Source organism: Bacillus sp. 1A (genome assembly GCF_052682215.1).
On record NZ_JBQYLZ010000001.1, the window covers coordinates 4,493,022 to 4,511,043 of the forward strand.

Sequence of the window (18,022 nt, forward strand, 5' to 3'; positions counted from 1 at the left end):
AACTACTAGACTTTTATGATGGAAAGTTTTACAATTAAATTGTGAACAAAGTGTGACAGTTTATATTCCATTATAAAAGAAAAGGATGGTGTTCATTATGAAAACTGCACAACATGAAACGATTTCAAATCGCGAGTTTTATTTCGTACTATATATGATGTTATTGTATGTGATTGGCTGGGTAATCGATGTAAATGGTTTATTTTTAAGCTCCTACTTTAATTTAGCAGGAGAGATTATGCTTCCAATCGTTGGTGGCATAGTTGGACTGTTCGTTATGTCTATCAATAAAGAACAAATGAAATAACAACACTTTAAAAAGGCAGAAGACGAGCTTTCGTTTTCTGCCTTTTTCTATTTTAGCGTATAATAGAAACATACAATAACTAAGGAGTGGTAACGATGAAAAAAGTAGAGCAATTATCTTCTCACCTATATCTTATTGATGATTTTGATTTACAACATAGTGAACGAACTGGTACGTACGTTTTATTAGGTGACGATATTACTTTAATTGAAACTTGTGCAGCCCCTTCTCTTCCTTATATTTTAGACGGCTTACAACAATTACATATTGATTTAAACGAAGTTAAAAACATTATCGTTACACATGTTCATTTAGATCACGCCGGGGCTGCTGGTTTAATGATGGAAAGATGTCCAAACGCTACTTTATATGCGCATTCTCGCGGTGCTCGTCATATGATTGATCCAACAAAACTCATTTTAGGCGCAAAAGCTGTATACAAAGAAGAATTCGATAAACTATTTGATCCAATTCTTCCTATAGAAGAAGAACGTGTTCGTATTGTACAAAATGGTGATACGTTAAAAATTGCCGCAGACCGTACACTTACATTTTACGATACACCGGGACATGCGAAACACCATATTAGCATTCACGATTCATTAACAAACGGCATTTTTACTGGCGATACAATTGGAATTTATTATAGAGAACTCGCAGACCTTGGTGTCGAACTATATTTACCATCAACGTCCCCTTCACAATTCCAACCAGATGCGATGATTGCTTCTAAAAATCACATTCAAAGTATGAATGTAGATACTATTTATTTCGGTCATTACGGTGCATCCTCTAATGTTACAGAAGTATATAACCAACTGGAACATTGGCTACCTATTTTCGTTCATACTGGTAAAGAGGTCTTTGAACAGTATAATGATTTCGATGAAGCGACTAAAGCTTTACAAACTATATTAATGGATAAGATCTCTTCTCACCTTACAAAGGTAAACGTTCCATCAGATCATTCCGTTTATAACATTTTACATCTAGATATAGAAATTAGCGCTATGGGCATTATTGATTATTTCACGAAGTAAGAAAAAGCAAACTCCACTATTAAATAACCGTAAAAGAAGAGATATACAACAGTAGTTATTGTATATCTCTTCTTTTTTTGAATATATTTTGAGTAAAGGATGGTGGAATGCAATGCAAAAAGTGATGCTATACCTCTGCTTCACATTATTTATCGTCTTATTATTATTTGTCGGAGTGAAAATTCAATTTTATTTAGATACAGATGCGCAGGCGAACTTTAACGTTTATCCAAGATTATTCTACTTTACACTCTTCCCTCTTATAGTTGGCATTTTATTACGATTCCTTCAATCTATTAATCGCGAAACGAGTAAACAAAACTGGCGCTTTCAACCGGATAAATTTATCGCTATTACGTTGCCTACGCTATTCATTTCCTTTTCTCCAGCTCTACTCTTTTCGCCAGTTGGCCAATACCTACCTTATTTAGCTAATATTATTCTTATAAATACAACTTTTGTTACTATAATAAGTTTAATAGCTGGCTATTCTCTTTTAGATTGTTTTATACAAAAAGATATTGCAAATATGAAAAAATATAATTGATAACCAATACTTAAATGTCATTGGTTTCGGCGGTTTATTTATAAATGCAATATTACTTGTAAAAGTCGCTATACACGATAAAAGGAAATTTATGTTAAACTAAAAGGAATCACGTACTAAGTCAAAAGACATTTTAATCAAGGGAGAATTATTATGTATAGATTTTTTGGATTCTCGTGTCTAATGTTTCTCGCAAGCATATGTTCTTTCTTTATTTTAAGAGGGCCTAATGCAAATTTAACTTTAGTTATTTCCATACTAGTTATTCTCTCATTACTCGGCATTATTTTTGCGATAGCATCAAAAAATTGGTTATTCGGAATAGTTGGTACAGTATTAAATGGACTAATACTAGTAGTTGCATATTTCCTATTGCTAGCAAAAGGCATAGGTGGTTAATATATTTACGTTTCAATAAGAAAAACTCAGAGCTTAGACTCTGAGCTTTTTTACTTATCTCACCTTTTCGTCTACATACTCCATAAACTGCTCTGCTTTCATAAATCTTTCTTTATATACCTCAGGTACTTCTTCTACTTTCATCCCACCGGTTGATTTTGTCTTCACTCGTACTATTTCATGTGTCATTAAAGCTTCCATATAGCGATCAAACTCTTCTTGCGTTAATACTTCTCTACTTGATTTATGACCATTTAATTTATCAAAGTATGGTTGAAGGCCCATACTTACCTTTTTCATTTCTTCTCTTTTTGCTGGTGATAATGCATCATAATCAATATTACCGTTCGAATCTCCGTACGCAAGCTTTGCATTGGTTAATTTCTTTAGTTCTTTTGTAAACACTTCATATTCTTTCGTACCCATTTCATCTTTCGCTTCTGATAGCTTTGCACTAAAACGCATGTACGCCTCTAATGTCATCGTTCCAGCATGTTTTTTTAAATTCTCAAAAGATCCGTAAATACCATCTGCCATAATAGATTGATACGCAAAACCAGTCGTCGGGATTAAAAAAGCCGCTGCAAGTACTCCTGCGATAAGGCGTTTCTTCCTCTTACGCCCCCCTTGATTCATTTTTATTTGAACGATTACTTTTTCTTTCAACTCCGGCGGGGCAACAATCCCCTTTGCTTCTTCTTGTATAGATTCTCTAACTCTATAATCTAAACTCATTTCACATTCCCTACCTCTCCTAAAAAGATTTCTTCTATTTGCTCTTTTTGACGTAGTTTTTTTAATGCTGCGTGAATTCTAGATTTCACAGTACCAATTGGAATATGTAATATTTGTGCTACTTCTTCTTGAGAGTAATCGTGTAAGTATCTTAAGATAATAACTTGTTTTAATTTATACGGTAATTTATGAATAAGTTCGATTAGTTTTTGGTTTGATATTTTACTTATAAGATCATTAGAAAAATCAATTTGTACTGGTTTTCTTTGCTCTTCTGCTTTTTTTATAATTCGTAGTCGCATCCACCTCTTTCTTCTATAAGAGTGAATTTGTTTAATCGCAAGTCCAATTAGCCAAGGACGAAATGGCTTCTCGCTATCATACTTACGAAGCGATTCATATAGCTGTATGTATATTTCTTGAACGACATCATCTACATCCGTTTTATCTTCAATCAAAAAATGTGCTGTTTTATATACTTCTTGAATCGTCACATCATACAACTCGCTATACGCTTCTTTATTGCCTGATAAAGTTAATTGAATTAAATGTACGTAATCTATTTCACTCTTCATATACCAGCCCTCCTTTGTCTTACACAATATATTGGCAAGTAATTTATATTTCGTTCGATTTTTTTAAAAAGTTTTTTATATAAATTAATATAATGATTCAATGAGTTCATAAGCTTCACTTATAACCTTGCATAACTATTATATAATTCTCCAATTTCTAATGAAGTCTTAAAATGATTTATATAGTCAAATTTAGGAGGATAAATGATGAAGGCTATCGTTGTAACGTCGTTCGGTGGTCCTGAAGTGATGAAATATACAGATGTAGATATTCCAGCTATTTCAGAAGATCAAGTTTTAATTCGCGTTGTTACTACTAGTGTAAATTTCGCTGATATTAAATCCCGTTATGGTAAAAAAGGAAATAAAGCACTACCTTTTATACCAGGGATAGATGCCGCTGGTATTGTAGAACGTGTCGGTTCTCATGTGAAAAATATTTATCCTGGACAACGTGTCATTGCTTTTCCTCAAAATGGATCTTACGCAGAATACGTTGTCGCAAACGAAAGATTTACACGCAAGTTGCCGCTCTATACTCGGTTTTAGCTTTGGTACTACACGAAAAAAACGTCCTGAACTACTCCAAGAAACTGCAAATGAAGTTTTCCGTTATTTACGTGATGGCCGTCTGAAAATGAAAGCTGCGAAATCTTTTCCACTTCAAGATGCAGGGAAAGCACATGAATGGGTCGAAAGTAGAAAAAGTACAGGGAAAGTAATACTAACTGTTCAGTCCCCTTCCTGAAATGAATACTTGAAACCGAGGTGTCATTCATGGGATCACGAATTATGCATGCTATTATCGCTAACAGGATTGCCGAGAAATTATCTATTCAAGATAAAACTTCTTTTATACTTGGAGGTGTGGCCCCTGATGCTGTGCATTCAAAGATAGAAAAAGTCACCTCACATTTTTACGCCGGCTCAACGAAAGACTATACGAGACGAATTGATTATGGATCATTTATTCATAAATATAAAGATTATATGGAGTCCCCTTTTCTCCTAGGCTATTGCACCCACCTCATTGCCGATGATAATTGGCTAAGCGGCTTTTTTCTACCTTGGCTTAAAAACAGAATCGAAAATGACGAAACTATCGCGCCTATGTACTACAACGACTTTAAATTATTGAACGCAAAATTACTTTATCATTACGATAAAGAACAACGGCTCTTCTCTCTTCTCAATCAAGAGGCTCACATTATAGATATTGAAGAGGTTTCTAAAGAAAACGTTTTAGCTTTTCGAAAGTATCTTTTTGAAGATATGTTGTATCCAGAGCAACATTTACATGAAAACTTGCAAGTATTTACGTTCGATCAAATCGTTGGTTATATTGAAACAGCTATTGAAAAAGGGACATTTTTTATTAAACAACTCTCTAATGAAAAATCCACTTCAAACATGTAATCCCCCTCAATATATTTGAGGGGGATTTTCACATAGCAATATTATTATTTGTTCTTTTCCATAACCGCAAAATAATTCCCTTCACTATCAGCAAAGTTAAATACTTTACCAGAAGGCATAGTTACCATTTCGCCAACAGTAACATTTTTATTTTTTAAATCTGTATATAGTTGATCAAGATTTTCTGAGAAGAACATTAGGGACGGTGTACCAAGATTTAATTCTGGGCTCATCTTAGAAATAACTTCTTTATTATGTAATATAATGCTCGTTTCTGCACTGTTAGTCGGAGCGATTTCAATCCATCTCATTCCTTGCTTATTATCTTCCTCTGCAACTACATGAAACCCTACCTTTTCCGTCCAAAAATGTACTGCCTCATCTTGATTATTTACATATAACATAATTTGTCCGACTTTATGAATCATTGTTTTTCCCCCTAATGGTTTTTATATTCTATGTAGGTTTCTACAGATGTTATTATTATTCCTTTTTCATTCAATTACAAACATAAAAGACGCAACTACAAGTAGCTACGCCTTCTCCATTATTTATCTAGGTTTTTTCTTCCCAGTAAACGCTGGTTTCTTTTTCTTTGGTGCTTTCGGTTTCGTTTCTACAAATGATCCGTTGAACATTTCTTGCTTCGTAAATACGATGCCTAGTTTTTTTGCAAATTGAAGTAATTTACGCTCTTCTTGTTGTGTTACAAGAGAAACGACTGTTCCTTCTTTACCCATACGTCCTGTACGTCCTGAGCGGTGTATATATTGGTCTACTGTGTCTGGTAACTCCAAGTGGATTACATGTGTTAAATCATCGATATCAATACCGCGTGCTGCAATATCAGTAGCAAGTAGAATTTCTAATTTCCCTCCGCGGAAAGCACGCATCGTTGCTTCACGCTCTTGCTTACTTGCCTCTGCATGAAGAGCTGCTGCTTTCATTTTACGGAATTGCAATTTCTGTGTAATTTCATCTAAACGGAATGGGTCATTTAAGAAAGCAACTGCTTTTACATCGCCCATATGCATAATTCTTCTTACGTAATCATTTTTTTCGCGTCGCTCACAAATGATATACGTATGCTCAACTAAGCTTTTTGACTCTGCACGTGTTATACGTACTAATTGTGGTTCAACTGCTAAATCACGTGCAGCATCTTCTGCCGCTTTTGTAATTGTCGCCGAGAAGAATACTAATTGACGATCTCGCATTGTAGATTTAATTACATCTTGTACTGCGCCCATCATCTTTTGTTTTACAATTTGATCAAACTCATCAAATACAATCGTTTTCACTTCATGCATCTTTAGCTTTTTCATTCGAATTAATTCTAAAATACGTCCTGGTGAACCGACAATTACTCTCGGATGTTTCTTTAATTTTTCAACTTGGCGCTTAATATCTGCACCACCAATTAAAGATGCCCCTGAAATTTCAGTCCCTGCTGTAAACTTTTGAACCTCTTCGTGAATTTGCATGACAAGCTCACGTGTTGGCGCTAAAACAACAACTTGTGGTTGTTTTACTTCAGGATTAATTTTATGTAAAAGGGGTAATAAGTACGCTAATGTTTTTCCTGTTCCAGTTGGAGATTCAGCTATAACGTCTTGTCCTTCTAAAATAGTTGGAATCGCTTGTTTTTGAATTTCAGTTAATTCTTTAAAACCAGCCTTCTCCCAAGCTTGTTGTAAAAATGGTTGCATATCTTTTATCATTTGTTTTTCTCCTTTATCTCTATTTTTGAAGAAAATGTTGTATTGTTCGCACCGTTTCTATCATGTGTGAAATAACAGCTATTAAATCATCAACATGGTCTTCTGTAATCGCTTTTTGAAATAGAACCTCTACCTTATTATGATATGAAATCGCTTGCTTATTATATTCGTATGAAATTTTCTGCGTAATCATTCTTTCTTTTCCCCATATAGAATGCATGAAATTTTCAATTTCTTCACACACTACCTCTGGCTTTTCTATCGGGAATGAAAATGCTAACTTCATTTCACAACCTGGTGTAAATTGTGGTACTTCCAATATTTCACCAGACAAGTTCTTTGCATCTACAGATAGTGAAAATGTTGCTTTTACTACCGGTTCGAACGGTTCTGTTAATTGAAATGAAATACGGTATATACGACTTAATGAGGCAAGGTCCATCATATCTTTTCGATCTGTTACAAGAATATCTCCATGTAAATCAAAATCATAAACAGCACCTTCTACGATTACTTTTAAATTATCAAAAGCAGTTGGATCAAACATAATTTCCTCCAAAAAACAGGCGCCTTTCGATGGAAAGGCGCCACTTGATGTATATATAGTGTACAGATAAACGAGATGAATTACAACCTTTTAGAATAAACCTACTGCTTTTCCATCTTCATTTACATCCATTTGTAGTGCTGCTGGCTGTTTTGGAAGGCCTGGCATTGTTAACATTGTTCCTGTTAACGCAACGATAAACCCTGCACCAATAGATGGTTTTAGCTCACGAATTGTAACGATGAAGTCAGATGGACGACCTAATTTCGTTGCATCGTCAGAAAGAGAGTATTGTGTTTTCGCCATACAAATTGGTAGGTTACTCCAACCTTCTCCTTCATATTGAGCTAATTGCTTACGTGCTTTCGGAGCAAATTCAATATCTTTTGCACCATACACCTTTTGAGCAATTGTACGAATTTTTTCTTCTAATGGTAATTCTAATTCATAAAGTGGTGCGTAGTTGTTCTCACCTTTTTCGATTTCTTTTAATACTTTTTCAGCAAGGTCAACTCCGCCTTGGCCACCTTTCTCCCAAACTTCTGTTAAGGATACTGCATAGCCACGCTCATTGCACCACTCTTGTAAGTAAGCAACTTCTGCATCTGTATCTGTAATGAATTTATTAATTGCAATTACGAAAGGCACACCGAAGCTTTGAATTGTTTCAACATGCTTCTGTAAGTTTTCCATACCTTTTGCTAATGCATCTACATTTTCTTCTTTTAATTGATCTTTTGCTACGCCGCCATGCATTTTAAGCGCACGAATAGTCGCAACAATAACAACTGCTTCTGGTTTAATGCCAGCTGCACGAGCTTTAATATCTAAAAACTTCTCTGCACCTAAATCAGCACCAAATCCAGCTTCTGTAATAACATAATCACCTAATTTTGCGGCCATTGTTGTAGCGATAACACTGTTACAACCGTGAGCGATATTCGCAAATGGTCCACCGTGAATGATAGCTGGTGTATTTTCTAACGTTTGCACTAAGTTTGGTTTTAATGCATCTTTTAATAATAATGTTAACGCACCTTCTACACCTAAATCTTTAACCGTTACAGGTTGATTTGCAAAGTTATAAGCAACTACGATGCGAGATAGACGCGCTTTTAAATCTTGTATATCTGTTGCAAGGCAGAATACGGCCATAATTTCAGATGCTACTGTAATATCGAAACCGTCTTCACGTGGTACACCTTGAACTGGTCCACCAAGACCAATTACTACGTTACGTAGGGCACGATCATTTAAGTCAACACAGCGTTTCCAAACGATTTTACGCGTATCAATTCCAAGTGTGTTTCCTTGTTGGATATGATTATCAATAAACGCCGCTAACGCGTTATTGGCAGTTGTGATCGCATGAATATCTCCAGTAAAGTGAAGGTTAATGTCTTCCATAGGTACAACCTGTGAAAAACCACCACCTGCTGCTCCACCTTTTAGCCCCATCGTTGGTCCAAGAGATGGTTCGCGAAGTGCAATTACTGTTTTCTTACCAATTTTATTAAAAGCTTGACCTAAACCAACTGTTACTGTTGATTTACCTTCTCCAGCTGGAGTTGGGTTAATCGCTGTTACTAAAACAACTTTACCGTCTTTCTCATCCTGTAAGCGCTTAAAAATGTCAAGAGATAACTTACCTTTATAATGCCCGTATGGCTCTAATTCATCTTCTAAAATATTTAATTCAGCTGCAATTTCTTGAATTTTCTTCATACTCGCTTCTTGCGCGATTTCAATATCGGATTTAACTGTTGTAGTAGTTGTCATATACCCTAGTCCCCCTTTAATTGGTTCTGATGATATTGTATCAGTTTTTTGTATTTTCTGCACTTATTTACCTCCTAAAAATTCTTTCATTTCTTTATGCGTTTTTTAACATAAATACCCATAAGAATGTTAACGATTGTTGTAACTCGATAGATAGTTGACCTAGCATCTTCTCATTTACTCCGCGCTTATATACACCGATCCCATCCACAACTTCAAAACCTTGTTCTTTCGCTAACTGTTCAAACTCCCAAGGCATCATCGTATTACAAACAACGTCTTTGCCATATAAACGAGAATAACTGTTCTCTCGAGGCTTTGCTGTCGGTCCTAAAATTGCAATACATGCATACCCATCTCTTTTTAAAACGCGCTTTATCTCATTTAATGCTCGTAATGGCTCCTCGGTCCATTCTAAAGAATTAATTGCCATAATTGATTCAAATTGCTCATTTTCAAATGGTAAGGAAGAAAGATCCCCTTTTATAAAAGATAAATTCGGTCCTTCTCCGCGCTCCTTCCCTTTTTGAATCATCACTTCTGATAAATCTACTCCAACTGCTTTATAGCCCGTCCGACTTAATTTATATGTACCATATCCATCACCACAACCAACATCAAGCACTTGAGCTTCTTTTTTCACGTATTGTTCAAAAAATGGAATAATTGTACTCCTACTCCCGCTGTCCCACATCTCCTGACTATTTTGAGTCCAAAATTCTGCACTATTATCCCATTTTTTCTCTGCTGATTCATGCCAATTAAATTTCGTCATACATTCCCCTGCCTTCACGTTTTATCACTCATTTCATTCTACATCATTTTCCAAAATTCCTGTTTATCTTCACTAGGAGATGTACAAGCTAATGATGGAATCTTTATTCTCCAATTTTTGCTTTACTTGGGTTTAACTCATACTCATGTTCTTCTCTTTATGAAAGATACTATAGGTACACCCAATTGAAAGAGAGGGATGTACATGCGTAGAAAGAGAAATCATCATTTTAAAAGTGGTGAAAAAAATGAAGAGTATGCAGCTGAAATATCACCAGCTGGCATTCCAATTAGACATAAGCGTAAAGAAATTACAAATGAAATAGAAGGTACAAATACTGGTGCAATGATTGGCTATGTCGCTTTATTTCTTTCGCTTTTCTCAATTGCATTTTATCCGGTTACACTCGGTTCTCTCGCGATTTTAGTTGGCTTATTAGCTGTCAATTTCGGAGCGAGAACACTTGGATATACAGCAATTGGCTTTGGTAGTTTTTCTGTTTTATTTACTTTACTTTATCCGCTTGCTTTGTCAGCGTTTTAAAAAAAACACACCAAGTTATACTTGGTGTGTTCATTCGTGATACAACATAATATGACCGCATCCACAACAATGTTTCGCTGTAATTTCTTGAAACACTGGGTAATTTTCTTCATCCCGATGCTCAATAAACACCTTTTCAAATCGATACATATTTGGTGCATATGCCCAATCTTGTTTCGTGCGTGCATACAAAGTTGAGGAAAAAAACTCCTCACCACCGCAAACGATACATGTACTCTTCATCACTACCCCTCCTATGCTTGTCTTACTTCATCTATATGAACATAAGCATAAGAAAAAGACCTTCTATTACTAGAAAGTCTTCTCTGAAACAAAAAGAAATGTACCAAACATTCCTACTCCGCTATATTCTTTCGTAACACCAGCTTCTGTTTTAAATGTTTGCTTTACAGTCATAAAGAATACACCATTTCGTGCATCTATACTTTCAAATTGTAGTTTTTCTTTTTTACCATCTACATTTTGTGTGCATTCAAAACTACTCTCATCACATTTCAATGCATACTTATCCTCTACATACACTTTAAAATCTGATTCTTTCGGACAAGTAATAAGTAAAATCGCCACGAGAATAATACTTATAATACCCACAATTGTATAATATTTCTTCATTTGTACTCCTTTCAAATGACAAGAAAACTTGACTACATACGCCAAGTTTTCTTAGTCCACAACCCATTGCCATTCTTGTTCTTTCTTATCAAAAATGAGCCAACCTGTCTCTGTTGCTTCTTCTTTCAATTCATCAATATTATCTAGTACCTCATCCGTACTTTCATACGAACCAACTACATATACCGGAATTTCAAGACCTCTTCTTGACTCAATTTTCCCTGCTAGATCAATATAAAGACCATCTTCCATTAATGGAAGAAGCCCCATGATCACTTCTTTCGAAATGGCTGGGAAAATTTTTGATTTTTGGAACAAAGAAAAACGTTTCTTACCGAAAGCACCGAGTTTATAAGGAATGACTTTACTTAACATTCCTACAAAGTCAGCAATTCTACGATAATACACTTTGTTGTACCATCCGTCATCATGTGAAAAATAAACAAATCTATTTTTCAATAGCGGAAAGAATGTTCTTGCAAGTGGTTCTTTTTTGTGAGCCAAATATAAAAGCTCTGCAATTTCTTTTGGCTCTAATTCATCTAAATCGCTTGCATCATCAAAATCTACCCAACAAAATTCATCAAATTCATCAATCTCTGCTTGAATTAGCTTATGTATATTTTCTTCCTCAACATATTCAAATAAAGTATGATAATGAAAATCTGTCCATTCAAAGTTATGCTTCAAAAGCAACACTTGATGAAGCGGTGAAGGGATGTTACTTGCAAACTCTTTAAACGTAATTCCTGATGTAATAAAACAATGACCCCGACGATTACCATTAATATATATCATATTCTTTACTTGGTCAGATCCTCCAGACAAAGCACCTAGCCACCTTCGTTTTATATGTTTCAATTCTATAGCATATTTTAACATGAAAAATTTTAGAAACATAGAAAAAAATTCAAAAACTATTTACAATTTCATGTGTTTTATTACATAGTGATTACAAGAAAAAACACCTGCTCGTGAGCAGGTGTTTTTAAAGGATTTCATCTGGGTTTTGAGGATGATGATTTCCCTCTTTCTTTTCATCTTTTTGGAACATCGATTGAATTTTATCAATTGTTTGTGGAGCTAACTCAATCATTTTTTCTGCTAAATGTGTCGCATTTTGTAGATGCAGAATATTTACTCCATCTTTATTCACTACAAGAAATGCTACTGGTGTAATAGAAACACCACCCGCGCTACCGCCACCAAATGCAGGGTTACCGTTTGCTCTTTGTCCATCATTCGTTTGGAAATCAGAACCTCCTGCTCCAAAACCGAACGCTACTTTAGAAACCGTTAACACTACACCACCGTCAGCCGTTTGAACAGGCTCTCCAACAATCGTATTTACATCGACCATTTCCTTCAAATTTTCCATTGCCGCTTTCATTAACCCTTGAATTGGATGATCCACCGTTCATAACCTCCTTTGTCATATCTTTCCTAGTTTTTCCGAAAGTTTGTGAACTAAACATAAAATTTTATATTGATTTCAAAAAACTTAAGTTGTAATATTTAGAAAAATAAAAAAAGAGGTCGATTCGTTATGATGCGAAAATTAACAAAGAAAGATCATGAACAAGTATTCGCTTACCTAAAAGAAGAAGCAGCCCTTAACTTATTTATTATTGGAGATATTGAAGCTTTCGGTTATGATACAGATTTTCAAGTATTATGGGGAGTATTTGAAGAGAACGGAACATTAAAATCGATTTTACTTCGCTTTCACGATACATTTATACCTTATAGTAAAGAAGAGTTTGTGGTTACTGACTATGAGGCACTTCTTTCCGCATATAAGCCGCTTAAACTCTCTGGTAAGTCAACTATTGTAGAACGATTTGAAACTGCTTCAAATATACAACTAGGTACTAAAAATGAAATGTATTTTTGCGAATGCCTAGATGACAACAACTTACCTAGCACGCCTATCCAAGAAACAATTAAACTTGCCACACTAGATGACTTAGAGCGAATTATGCAATTAAGAAGTAGCATCGATGAATTCCCGACTGCTCATGAATCAGAAAAAATTTTAAGGCAAGCTATCGAAACCAATACAGGACGTACATATTATATTGAAAAAAACGGCGCAATCATCGCATCCGCCTCAACTTCCGCTGAAAACTCATTATCTGCAATGGTTGTTGGCGTATGTACGCATCCGAACTACCGCGGAAATGGATTTGCTTCACTCATATTACAAAAAATGACTCAAGACTTTACGAAAGAAGGCCGAACACTTTGTTTATTTTATAACAATCCAGCTGCTGGACGTATTTATAAACGACTAGGATTTAAAGACATTGGAATGTGGACGATGTATCGATAATAAGAAGTACTCTATAAGAGGAAATAGTTGTAACTTAGCAATAAAAGCCGATTACACAAAAACTTCACACCGTTATTATGAAGATGGAAAAACTACTTGCGGAGCAATACTCTAACTAAAACATGTTATGTATTCAAGCTAAATTTAGATAGATAAACGCCCCAATTGTTGCACCTACTCCAGCAATTGGGGCGTTTACCCTCAAATTCTTTCCACTATATTTATGAAACATTTATTCCACTTATGTCGCTATTATCATTACGTGCAAATGCTCTTTTTAATATTACTGCTTCTTATTATACTGTGCTTTAAAATCAATATATTCCTGTCTCGCGTCCTGATTATTACCTTGTTGACTATCAAAGTATGTGTGTATTTGTGATATGTGTTCTACTGACTTTCCTTCTTCATTTCTCTTTTTATAATTCACTACAATACTCACTTCCAATATCTGCTCTGAGCCCTTTGTAAACTCAATATGCAGTGCGATCGATCCACCACCATATTCATCATATTGTATTTTCAACTTATCATTAATAATATTTTGAAACTCTGATTCAGTTAGTGTATATCCAACAGTACTAGGCTGACCAAACTTTTTTATATCACCTCCTGACTTCATCTTTAGTTTCCCTATCCCTTTTAAACGATCTACAATTAAGTTCACGTATGAAACATCCAGACTTGAATCCGTACTTTGTACCTGTCCATTCTCATAACTAATATTTGTACTATAATTAACTTCTTCTTTATAATTTTTATTATCTACTTCCGAGGTAATTTCTTGTGTTGTATTTCCATATAAACTTTTATCTTTCGTATTATATATGCCTTTCGAAGTTTGATAGATTGTTTTACTGTGCTCTCCATCTTCCTTTTGCTCATATGTACTATATATACCTCTTTGTTTCACATACGCATATCCATCATCACTCGCAGACATAACCTTTTTCATATCACCTTCATCCAAAGCTTTGACAAATGGCTCATATTCTATCTTTTTTTCAAAAAAACTACATGCTTGTAGTAGGCTGATTGTTATTATGATAGTAATCATTTTAGAAACCTTTTTTGTGTTCATTTCATCATCACACTACCCACTCTACATTTTCGATCAGATAACCTTCTAATCACTTTAATCACCTTACATAATTAAATTTTCTTTTAGAAGTTAAAATACTCTCCTGTAAATAATTACTTTTCTATCATCAAAACTTACAATACGCACTTTCTTTATGCCTTACGCTTCGATTTACCTTTTTTATTTTTCTTTCGATATCTTGGAGTCTCTCTTTTATGTTGCTCCCACGTTTTGTTAAATGATAGAAATTTAAATCTGCAATATGCTAATAGCTGAAATTCAGCTGCACCTATGGCTATCGTATACATTAAAAAGGTCCCTACTACATACATAAATAAATCATCAAACCCATAATCGTTATGAAAATATATCAAAATAAGAATAGTTACTGCGTATAGTGTAGCCCACTTCATCATCTTCCCTTTTGTTTTACTAAAGAAAGAAGCAGACCTCTCATCCATACTAAACGCACCTTCACTCGCTTGTTTAAACGTATCAATTGTTGTCAAAACATGAAAAATTACTGCTCCTAAAAGCAATAAACCCGCATACAGTATTGTAATCCAATCAATTGAATTATTAGCCATTTTGGTAACAGTCAAAGCAATAGGAGCTATTGTTGCCAATTGGAATGAACATAATAATACGACAAGGGTTTGTAGTTTTTGAAATTTAAATTGAGCTATCGGAAATGAATAAAAAACGAAAAGAATTATTTGTATAATATATAAAAATACTTCTAACTTAACAATTCCTATATTAAAGAGAAGCATGCAGTAATCCCACCCAGCTGATAAAACAATAGAAAAAATTGTGATTGAACTAAATAGTATTCCTCCAAACATAAATCCTGTAGCACCTTGAGGGTCTAAACGATATTCACATGTCATCCGAAACTTATCTAAATCTTCTTCTTTTATATTCCACACTCAGTTTTTCACCTTCTATACAGTTTAAATAATTCTCATACACTTCAATTCTATTTCACTCTTATTTACTTTTCGATTAGGATTTTGTATTTTGCTTTCAAAATCTCCCACGCATTCTCTCATTCTCTTCCCACGTTATATTAAATGGCGGACATTCTAATTTATTCTGCCATTTCCCTTTATGCCTTACGTTTCGATTTACTTTTTTTATTTTTCTTTTGATATCTTGGAGTTTCTCTTTTATGTTGCTCCCACGTTTTATTAAATGACGGAAATTTAAATCTGCAATACGCTAATAGCTGAAATTCAGCTGCACCTATGGCTATCGTATACATTAAAAAGGTCCCTACTACATACATACCTAAAGTATCAAATCCATAATCGTTATGAAAATATAGCAAAATAAGAATAGTTACTGCGTATAATGTAGCCCACTTCATCATCTTTCCTTTTGCTTTACTAAAAAAGGAAGCGGATCTTTCATCCATACTAAATGCACCTTCACTTGCCTGTTTAAACGTATCAATTGTTGTCAAAATATGAAAAATTACTGCTCCTAAAAATAATAATCCTGCATACAGTAATGTAATCTGATCAATTGAATTATTAGCCATTTTAGTACCAATCAAAACTACGAGTAATATTGTTGCCATTTGAAATGCATTTAATAATACAACAATTGTTTGTAGCTTTTGAAATTTAAATTGAGCTTTTGGAAATAAATATAGAATGAAAAAAATTACTTGCAGAGCATATAACAACACTTCCAACTTAACAATTCCTATATTAAGGAGAACCATACAGTAATCCCAATCACCTGATACAATAATAGAAAAAACGGCTATTGAACTATAAAGTATTCCTCCAAACATAAATCCTGTAGCACCCTCAGGACTTAAACGATCATTACATGTCATCCTAAACTTATCTAAATCTTCCTCTTTTATATTCCACATCCTGGCTCTTCACCTTCTATACGTTTCAATTATTTTTCGCGCACTAAAATTCTATTAATATATTATTTATTTTTCGTTTTGAATTTCTTATTTTGTTTTCGAATTCTTCCACACTTTATCTCATTCTCTTCCCATGACATATGAAATGACTTGAATTTAAATCTACAGTACACCAATAGTTGGAATTCTGCCGCTCCGATTGCTACCGCATACATAACAACATTACACATACCATAACCAAACATTGTGTTTAATGAGTAATTATTATTTATATAAATTAAAACAAGAAGAATTAACACGTAAATTACAGCAACTCGTATAACATGTCCCTTTGTTTTACTAAAAAACGAATCTGATTTGTTTCCACTACTAAATGCACCTTCGCTTGCTTGTTTAAATGTATCAACTGTTGTCACAATATGAACAATAATTCCACCTAATACTAATAGCCCTACATAAACACGTGTATTGAGATTAATTGAATGCTCTATCATCCCAGAAAGAACAAATAACGTGCATCCGATAGTTCCAAGTTGAAATGCATATAATAATATAACGAGCGTTTGTAATTTTTGAAATTTATAACGAGCTTTAGGGAATAAATATAGTATTAAAAACATTACTTGCAAACCATATAACACTAATTCAATCCTAACAATTACCTTATCAAACAAGGTAGTATAATAATCCATTCCTCCCACAAAAATAATAACCATAAATAATGAAGTATAAAATATCGTTCCGAGCATAAAACCCGCAGCACCTTCAGGACTTAAACGCCCTTGACATGTCATTCGAAACTTATCTAAATCTTCTTCTTTTATATTCCACACCCTAACATTTCACCTTCTATACAGTTTAAATAATTTTCATTCACTTCAATTCTATTTCACTCTTATTTACTTTTCGATTTGGATTTTGTATTTTGCTTTCGAATTCTCCCACGCATTCTCTCATTCTCTTCCCATGACATATGAAATGACTTGAATTTAAATCTACAGTACACCAATAGTTGAAATTCCGCCGCTCCAATGGCTACTGTATACAGTAAAACAATACCTACCGCATAAAGAACTAAAACATCAATTCCATAATCATTATGAAAATATATCAAAATAAACAGGATTAGCGCATATATTGTAGCCCACTTCATCACATTCCCCTTTGTTTTACTAAAAAATGAGATGGATCTTTCATCCTTACTAAACGCACCTTCACTCGCTTGTTTAAATGTATCAATTGTTGTCACAATATGAACGATAACTGCTCCTACAAATAATAACCCTACACAAATTAAAGTCATTCGATCAATTGAATAATCAGATATCCCAGGAAGAACTAACGCTGTAAATGTTATTGTACCTAATTGAAATGCATATAATAATACAACGAGCGTTTGTAACTTTTGAAATTTATAACGTGCTTTTGGAAATGAATATAGAATTAAAAAGATGAATTGTAAGCTATATAAAACAATTTCAGTTTTAACAATTGTTTTATCAAAATAAGTATGATAATAATCCAATCCCCCCATAAAAATAAAAAACATAAATACTGAAGTATAAACTATCCCTCCAATAAAGAAAACCATAGCACCCTCAGGACTTAAACGATCATTACATGTTATCCTAAACTTATCTAAATCTTCCTCTTTTATATCCCACATCCTGGCTCTTCACCTTCTATTCGTTTCAATTATTATTCGAA

General features: G+C 34.1%; 23 protein-coding genes and 1 pseudogene. 8 read left to right on the top strand and 16 right to left on the bottom strand.

What is annotated here, in order from left to right; translation table 11 throughout:
- Positions 1 to 97: 97 nt before the first annotated feature.
- The 4 genes from ACUN0F_RS23005 to ACUN0F_RS23020 all read left to right on the top strand — a co-directional run bounded on the left by ACUN0F_RS23005 (position 98) and on the right by ACUN0F_RS23020 (position 2,293).
- On the top strand, positions 98 to 307 hold the full coding sequence (locus ACUN0F_RS23005) for a DUF3925 family protein (RefSeq protein ID WP_060488575.1): 210 nt from the start codon (positions 98 to 100) through the stop codon (positions 305 to 307).
- Between the two features lie 95 nt (positions 308 to 402).
- Positions 403 to 1,347 (top strand): MBL fold metallo-hydrolase, encoded by a 945-nt coding sequence (locus tag ACUN0F_RS23010; protein ID WP_445540238.1) that lies wholly within the window; start codon positions 403 to 405, stop codon positions 1,345 to 1,347.
- A gap of 112 nt (positions 1,348 to 1,459) precedes the next feature.
- Positions 1,460 to 1,894 (top strand): hypothetical protein, encoded by a 435-nt coding sequence (locus ACUN0F_RS23015; RefSeq protein WP_445540239.1) that lies wholly within the window; start codon positions 1,460 to 1,462, stop codon positions 1,892 to 1,894.
- A 153-nt stretch (positions 1,895 to 2,047) separates the two neighbouring features.
- Entirely contained in the window at positions 2,048 to 2,293 is a 246-nt protein-coding gene (locus ACUN0F_RS23020; RefSeq protein WP_445540240.1) for a hypothetical protein, read from the top strand.
- Between the two features lie 54 nt (positions 2,294 to 2,347).
- Here ACUN0F_RS23020 and ACUN0F_RS23025 read toward each other — a convergent pair whose 3' ends face one another.
- Both ACUN0F_RS23025 and ACUN0F_RS23030 read right to left on the bottom strand, forming a co-directional pair.
- The gene (locus tag ACUN0F_RS23025; protein WP_264463146.1) at positions 2,348 to 3,028 is read right to left on the bottom strand and encodes a DUF3600 domain-containing protein; all 681 of its coding nucleotides are present in this window, start codon (positions 3,026 to 3,028) and stop codon (positions 2,348 to 2,350) included.
- A complete protein-coding gene (locus tag ACUN0F_RS23030; protein ID WP_215563114.1) occupies positions 3,025 to 3,603 on the bottom strand; it encodes a sigma-70 family RNA polymerase sigma factor in 579 nt (192 codons plus the stop codon). Before ACUN0F_RS23030 ends, ACUN0F_RS23025 begins: the two co-directional genes overlap by 4 nt.
- Before the next feature lie 207 nt (positions 3,604 to 3,810).
- Here ACUN0F_RS23030 and ACUN0F_RS23035 point away from each other — a divergent pair.
- Both ACUN0F_RS23035 and ACUN0F_RS23040 read left to right on the top strand, forming a co-directional pair.
- Positions 3,811 to 4,351: pseudogene (locus ACUN0F_RS23035) on the top strand (alcohol dehydrogenase catalytic domain-containing protein).
- A gap of 29 nt (positions 4,352 to 4,380) precedes the next feature.
- Positions 4,381 to 5,019: a zinc dependent phospholipase C family protein gene (locus tag ACUN0F_RS23040; RefSeq protein WP_000535608.1), complete on the top strand. Its 639-nt coding sequence runs from the start codon at positions 4,381 to 4,383 to the stop codon at positions 5,017 to 5,019.
- A gap of 44 nt (positions 5,020 to 5,063) precedes the next feature.
- Here the strand turns inward: ACUN0F_RS23040 and ACUN0F_RS23045 are convergent, their stop codons facing one another.
- The 5 genes from ACUN0F_RS23045 to ACUN0F_RS23065 form a co-directional block, all read right to left on the bottom strand.
- On the bottom strand, positions 5,064 to 5,447 hold the full coding sequence (locus ACUN0F_RS23045) for a VOC family protein (protein WP_264463147.1): 384 nt from the start codon (positions 5,445 to 5,447) through the stop codon (positions 5,064 to 5,066).
- A 123-nt stretch (positions 5,448 to 5,570) separates the two neighbouring features.
- Positions 5,571 to 6,740, bottom strand: coding sequence for a DEAD/DEAH box helicase (locus tag ACUN0F_RS23050; protein ID WP_000588608.1), 1,170 nt, complete (start codon positions 6,738 to 6,740; stop codon positions 5,571 to 5,573).
- A gap of 19 nt (positions 6,741 to 6,759) precedes the next feature.
- Positions 6,760 to 7,287: a hypothetical protein gene (locus ACUN0F_RS23055; RefSeq protein WP_000460230.1), complete on the bottom strand. Its 528-nt coding sequence runs from the start codon at positions 7,285 to 7,287 to the stop codon at positions 6,760 to 6,762.
- 90 nt (positions 7,288 to 7,377) lie between these two features.
- Entirely contained in the window at positions 7,378 to 9,066 is a 1,689-nt protein-coding gene (locus ACUN0F_RS23060) for a formate--tetrahydrofolate ligase (RefSeq protein WP_046953671.1), read from the bottom strand.
- Between the two features lie 94 nt (positions 9,067 to 9,160).
- Positions 9,161 to 9,841, bottom strand: a complete 681-nt coding sequence (locus tag ACUN0F_RS23065; protein ID WP_445540241.1) for a class I SAM-dependent methyltransferase — start codon at positions 9,839 to 9,841, stop codon at positions 9,161 to 9,163.
- Positions 9,842 to 10,045: 204 nt separating this feature from the next.
- Between ACUN0F_RS23065 and ACUN0F_RS23070 the strand changes: the two genes are divergently transcribed.
- The gene (locus ACUN0F_RS23070; protein WP_001253204.1) at positions 10,046 to 10,384 is read left to right on the top strand and encodes a hypothetical protein; all 339 of its coding nucleotides are present in this window, start codon (positions 10,046 to 10,048) and stop codon (positions 10,382 to 10,384) included.
- 30 nt (positions 10,385 to 10,414) lie between these two features.
- Here ACUN0F_RS23070 and ACUN0F_RS23075 read toward each other — a convergent pair whose 3' ends face one another.
- From ACUN0F_RS23075 to ytfJ, 4 genes are all read right to left on the bottom strand, one after another.
- Positions 10,415 to 10,627 (bottom strand): hypothetical protein, encoded by a 213-nt coding sequence (locus ACUN0F_RS23075; protein WP_000842867.1) that lies wholly within the window; start codon positions 10,625 to 10,627, stop codon positions 10,415 to 10,417.
- A 69-nt stretch (positions 10,628 to 10,696) separates the two neighbouring features.
- On the bottom strand, positions 10,697 to 11,017 hold the full coding sequence (locus ACUN0F_RS23080; protein WP_046959260.1) for a hypothetical protein: 321 nt from the start codon (positions 11,015 to 11,017) through the stop codon (positions 10,697 to 10,699).
- A 51-nt stretch (positions 11,018 to 11,068) separates the two neighbouring features.
- Positions 11,069 to 11,845, bottom strand: a complete 777-nt coding sequence (locus ACUN0F_RS23085) for an oxalate:formate antiporter (RefSeq protein WP_000014094.1) — start codon at positions 11,843 to 11,845, stop codon at positions 11,069 to 11,071.
- Positions 11,846 to 12,005: 160 nt separating this feature from the next.
- On the bottom strand, positions 12,006 to 12,431 hold the full coding sequence (ytfJ, locus tag ACUN0F_RS23090) for a GerW family sporulation protein (RefSeq protein ID WP_000349987.1): 426 nt from the start codon (positions 12,429 to 12,431) through the stop codon (positions 12,006 to 12,008).
- A 132-nt stretch (positions 12,432 to 12,563) separates the two neighbouring features.
- On the opposite strand from ytfJ, the gene ACUN0F_RS23095 reads away from it, so the two are divergent.
- Complete coding sequence (locus ACUN0F_RS23095) at positions 12,564 to 13,349, top strand: GNAT family N-acetyltransferase (protein ID WP_445540242.1); 786 nt, start codon at positions 12,564 to 12,566, stop codon at positions 13,347 to 13,349.
- A gap of 283 nt (positions 13,350 to 13,632) precedes the next feature.
- On the opposite strand, the gene ACUN0F_RS23100 is transcribed toward ACUN0F_RS23095, so the two are convergent.
- The 5 genes from ACUN0F_RS23100 to ACUN0F_RS23120 all read right to left on the bottom strand — a co-directional run bounded on the left by ACUN0F_RS23100 (position 13,633) and on the right by ACUN0F_RS23120 (position 17,981).
- The gene (locus ACUN0F_RS23100) at positions 13,633 to 14,406 is read right to left on the bottom strand and encodes a DUF3952 domain-containing protein (protein WP_445540844.1); all 774 of its coding nucleotides are present in this window, start codon (positions 14,404 to 14,406) and stop codon (positions 13,633 to 13,635) included.
- A 176-nt stretch (positions 14,407 to 14,582) separates the two neighbouring features.
- Positions 14,583 to 15,359: a hypothetical protein gene (locus tag ACUN0F_RS23105; protein ID WP_445540243.1), complete on the bottom strand. Its 777-nt coding sequence runs from the start codon at positions 15,357 to 15,359 to the stop codon at positions 14,583 to 14,585.
- A 179-nt stretch (positions 15,360 to 15,538) separates the two neighbouring features.
- Positions 15,539 to 16,315 (bottom strand): hypothetical protein, encoded by a 777-nt coding sequence (locus ACUN0F_RS23110; protein ID WP_445540244.1) that lies wholly within the window; start codon positions 16,313 to 16,315, stop codon positions 15,539 to 15,541.
- Between the two features lie 62 nt (positions 16,316 to 16,377).
- Positions 16,378 to 17,148, bottom strand: a complete 771-nt coding sequence (locus ACUN0F_RS23115; RefSeq protein WP_445540245.1) for a hypothetical protein — start codon at positions 17,146 to 17,148, stop codon at positions 16,378 to 16,380.
- A gap of 62 nt (positions 17,149 to 17,210) precedes the next feature.
- On the bottom strand, positions 17,211 to 17,981 hold the full coding sequence (locus ACUN0F_RS23120; RefSeq protein WP_445540246.1) for a hypothetical protein: 771 nt from the start codon (positions 17,979 to 17,981) through the stop codon (positions 17,211 to 17,213).
- Positions 17,982 to 18,022: the final 41 nt, after the last annotated feature.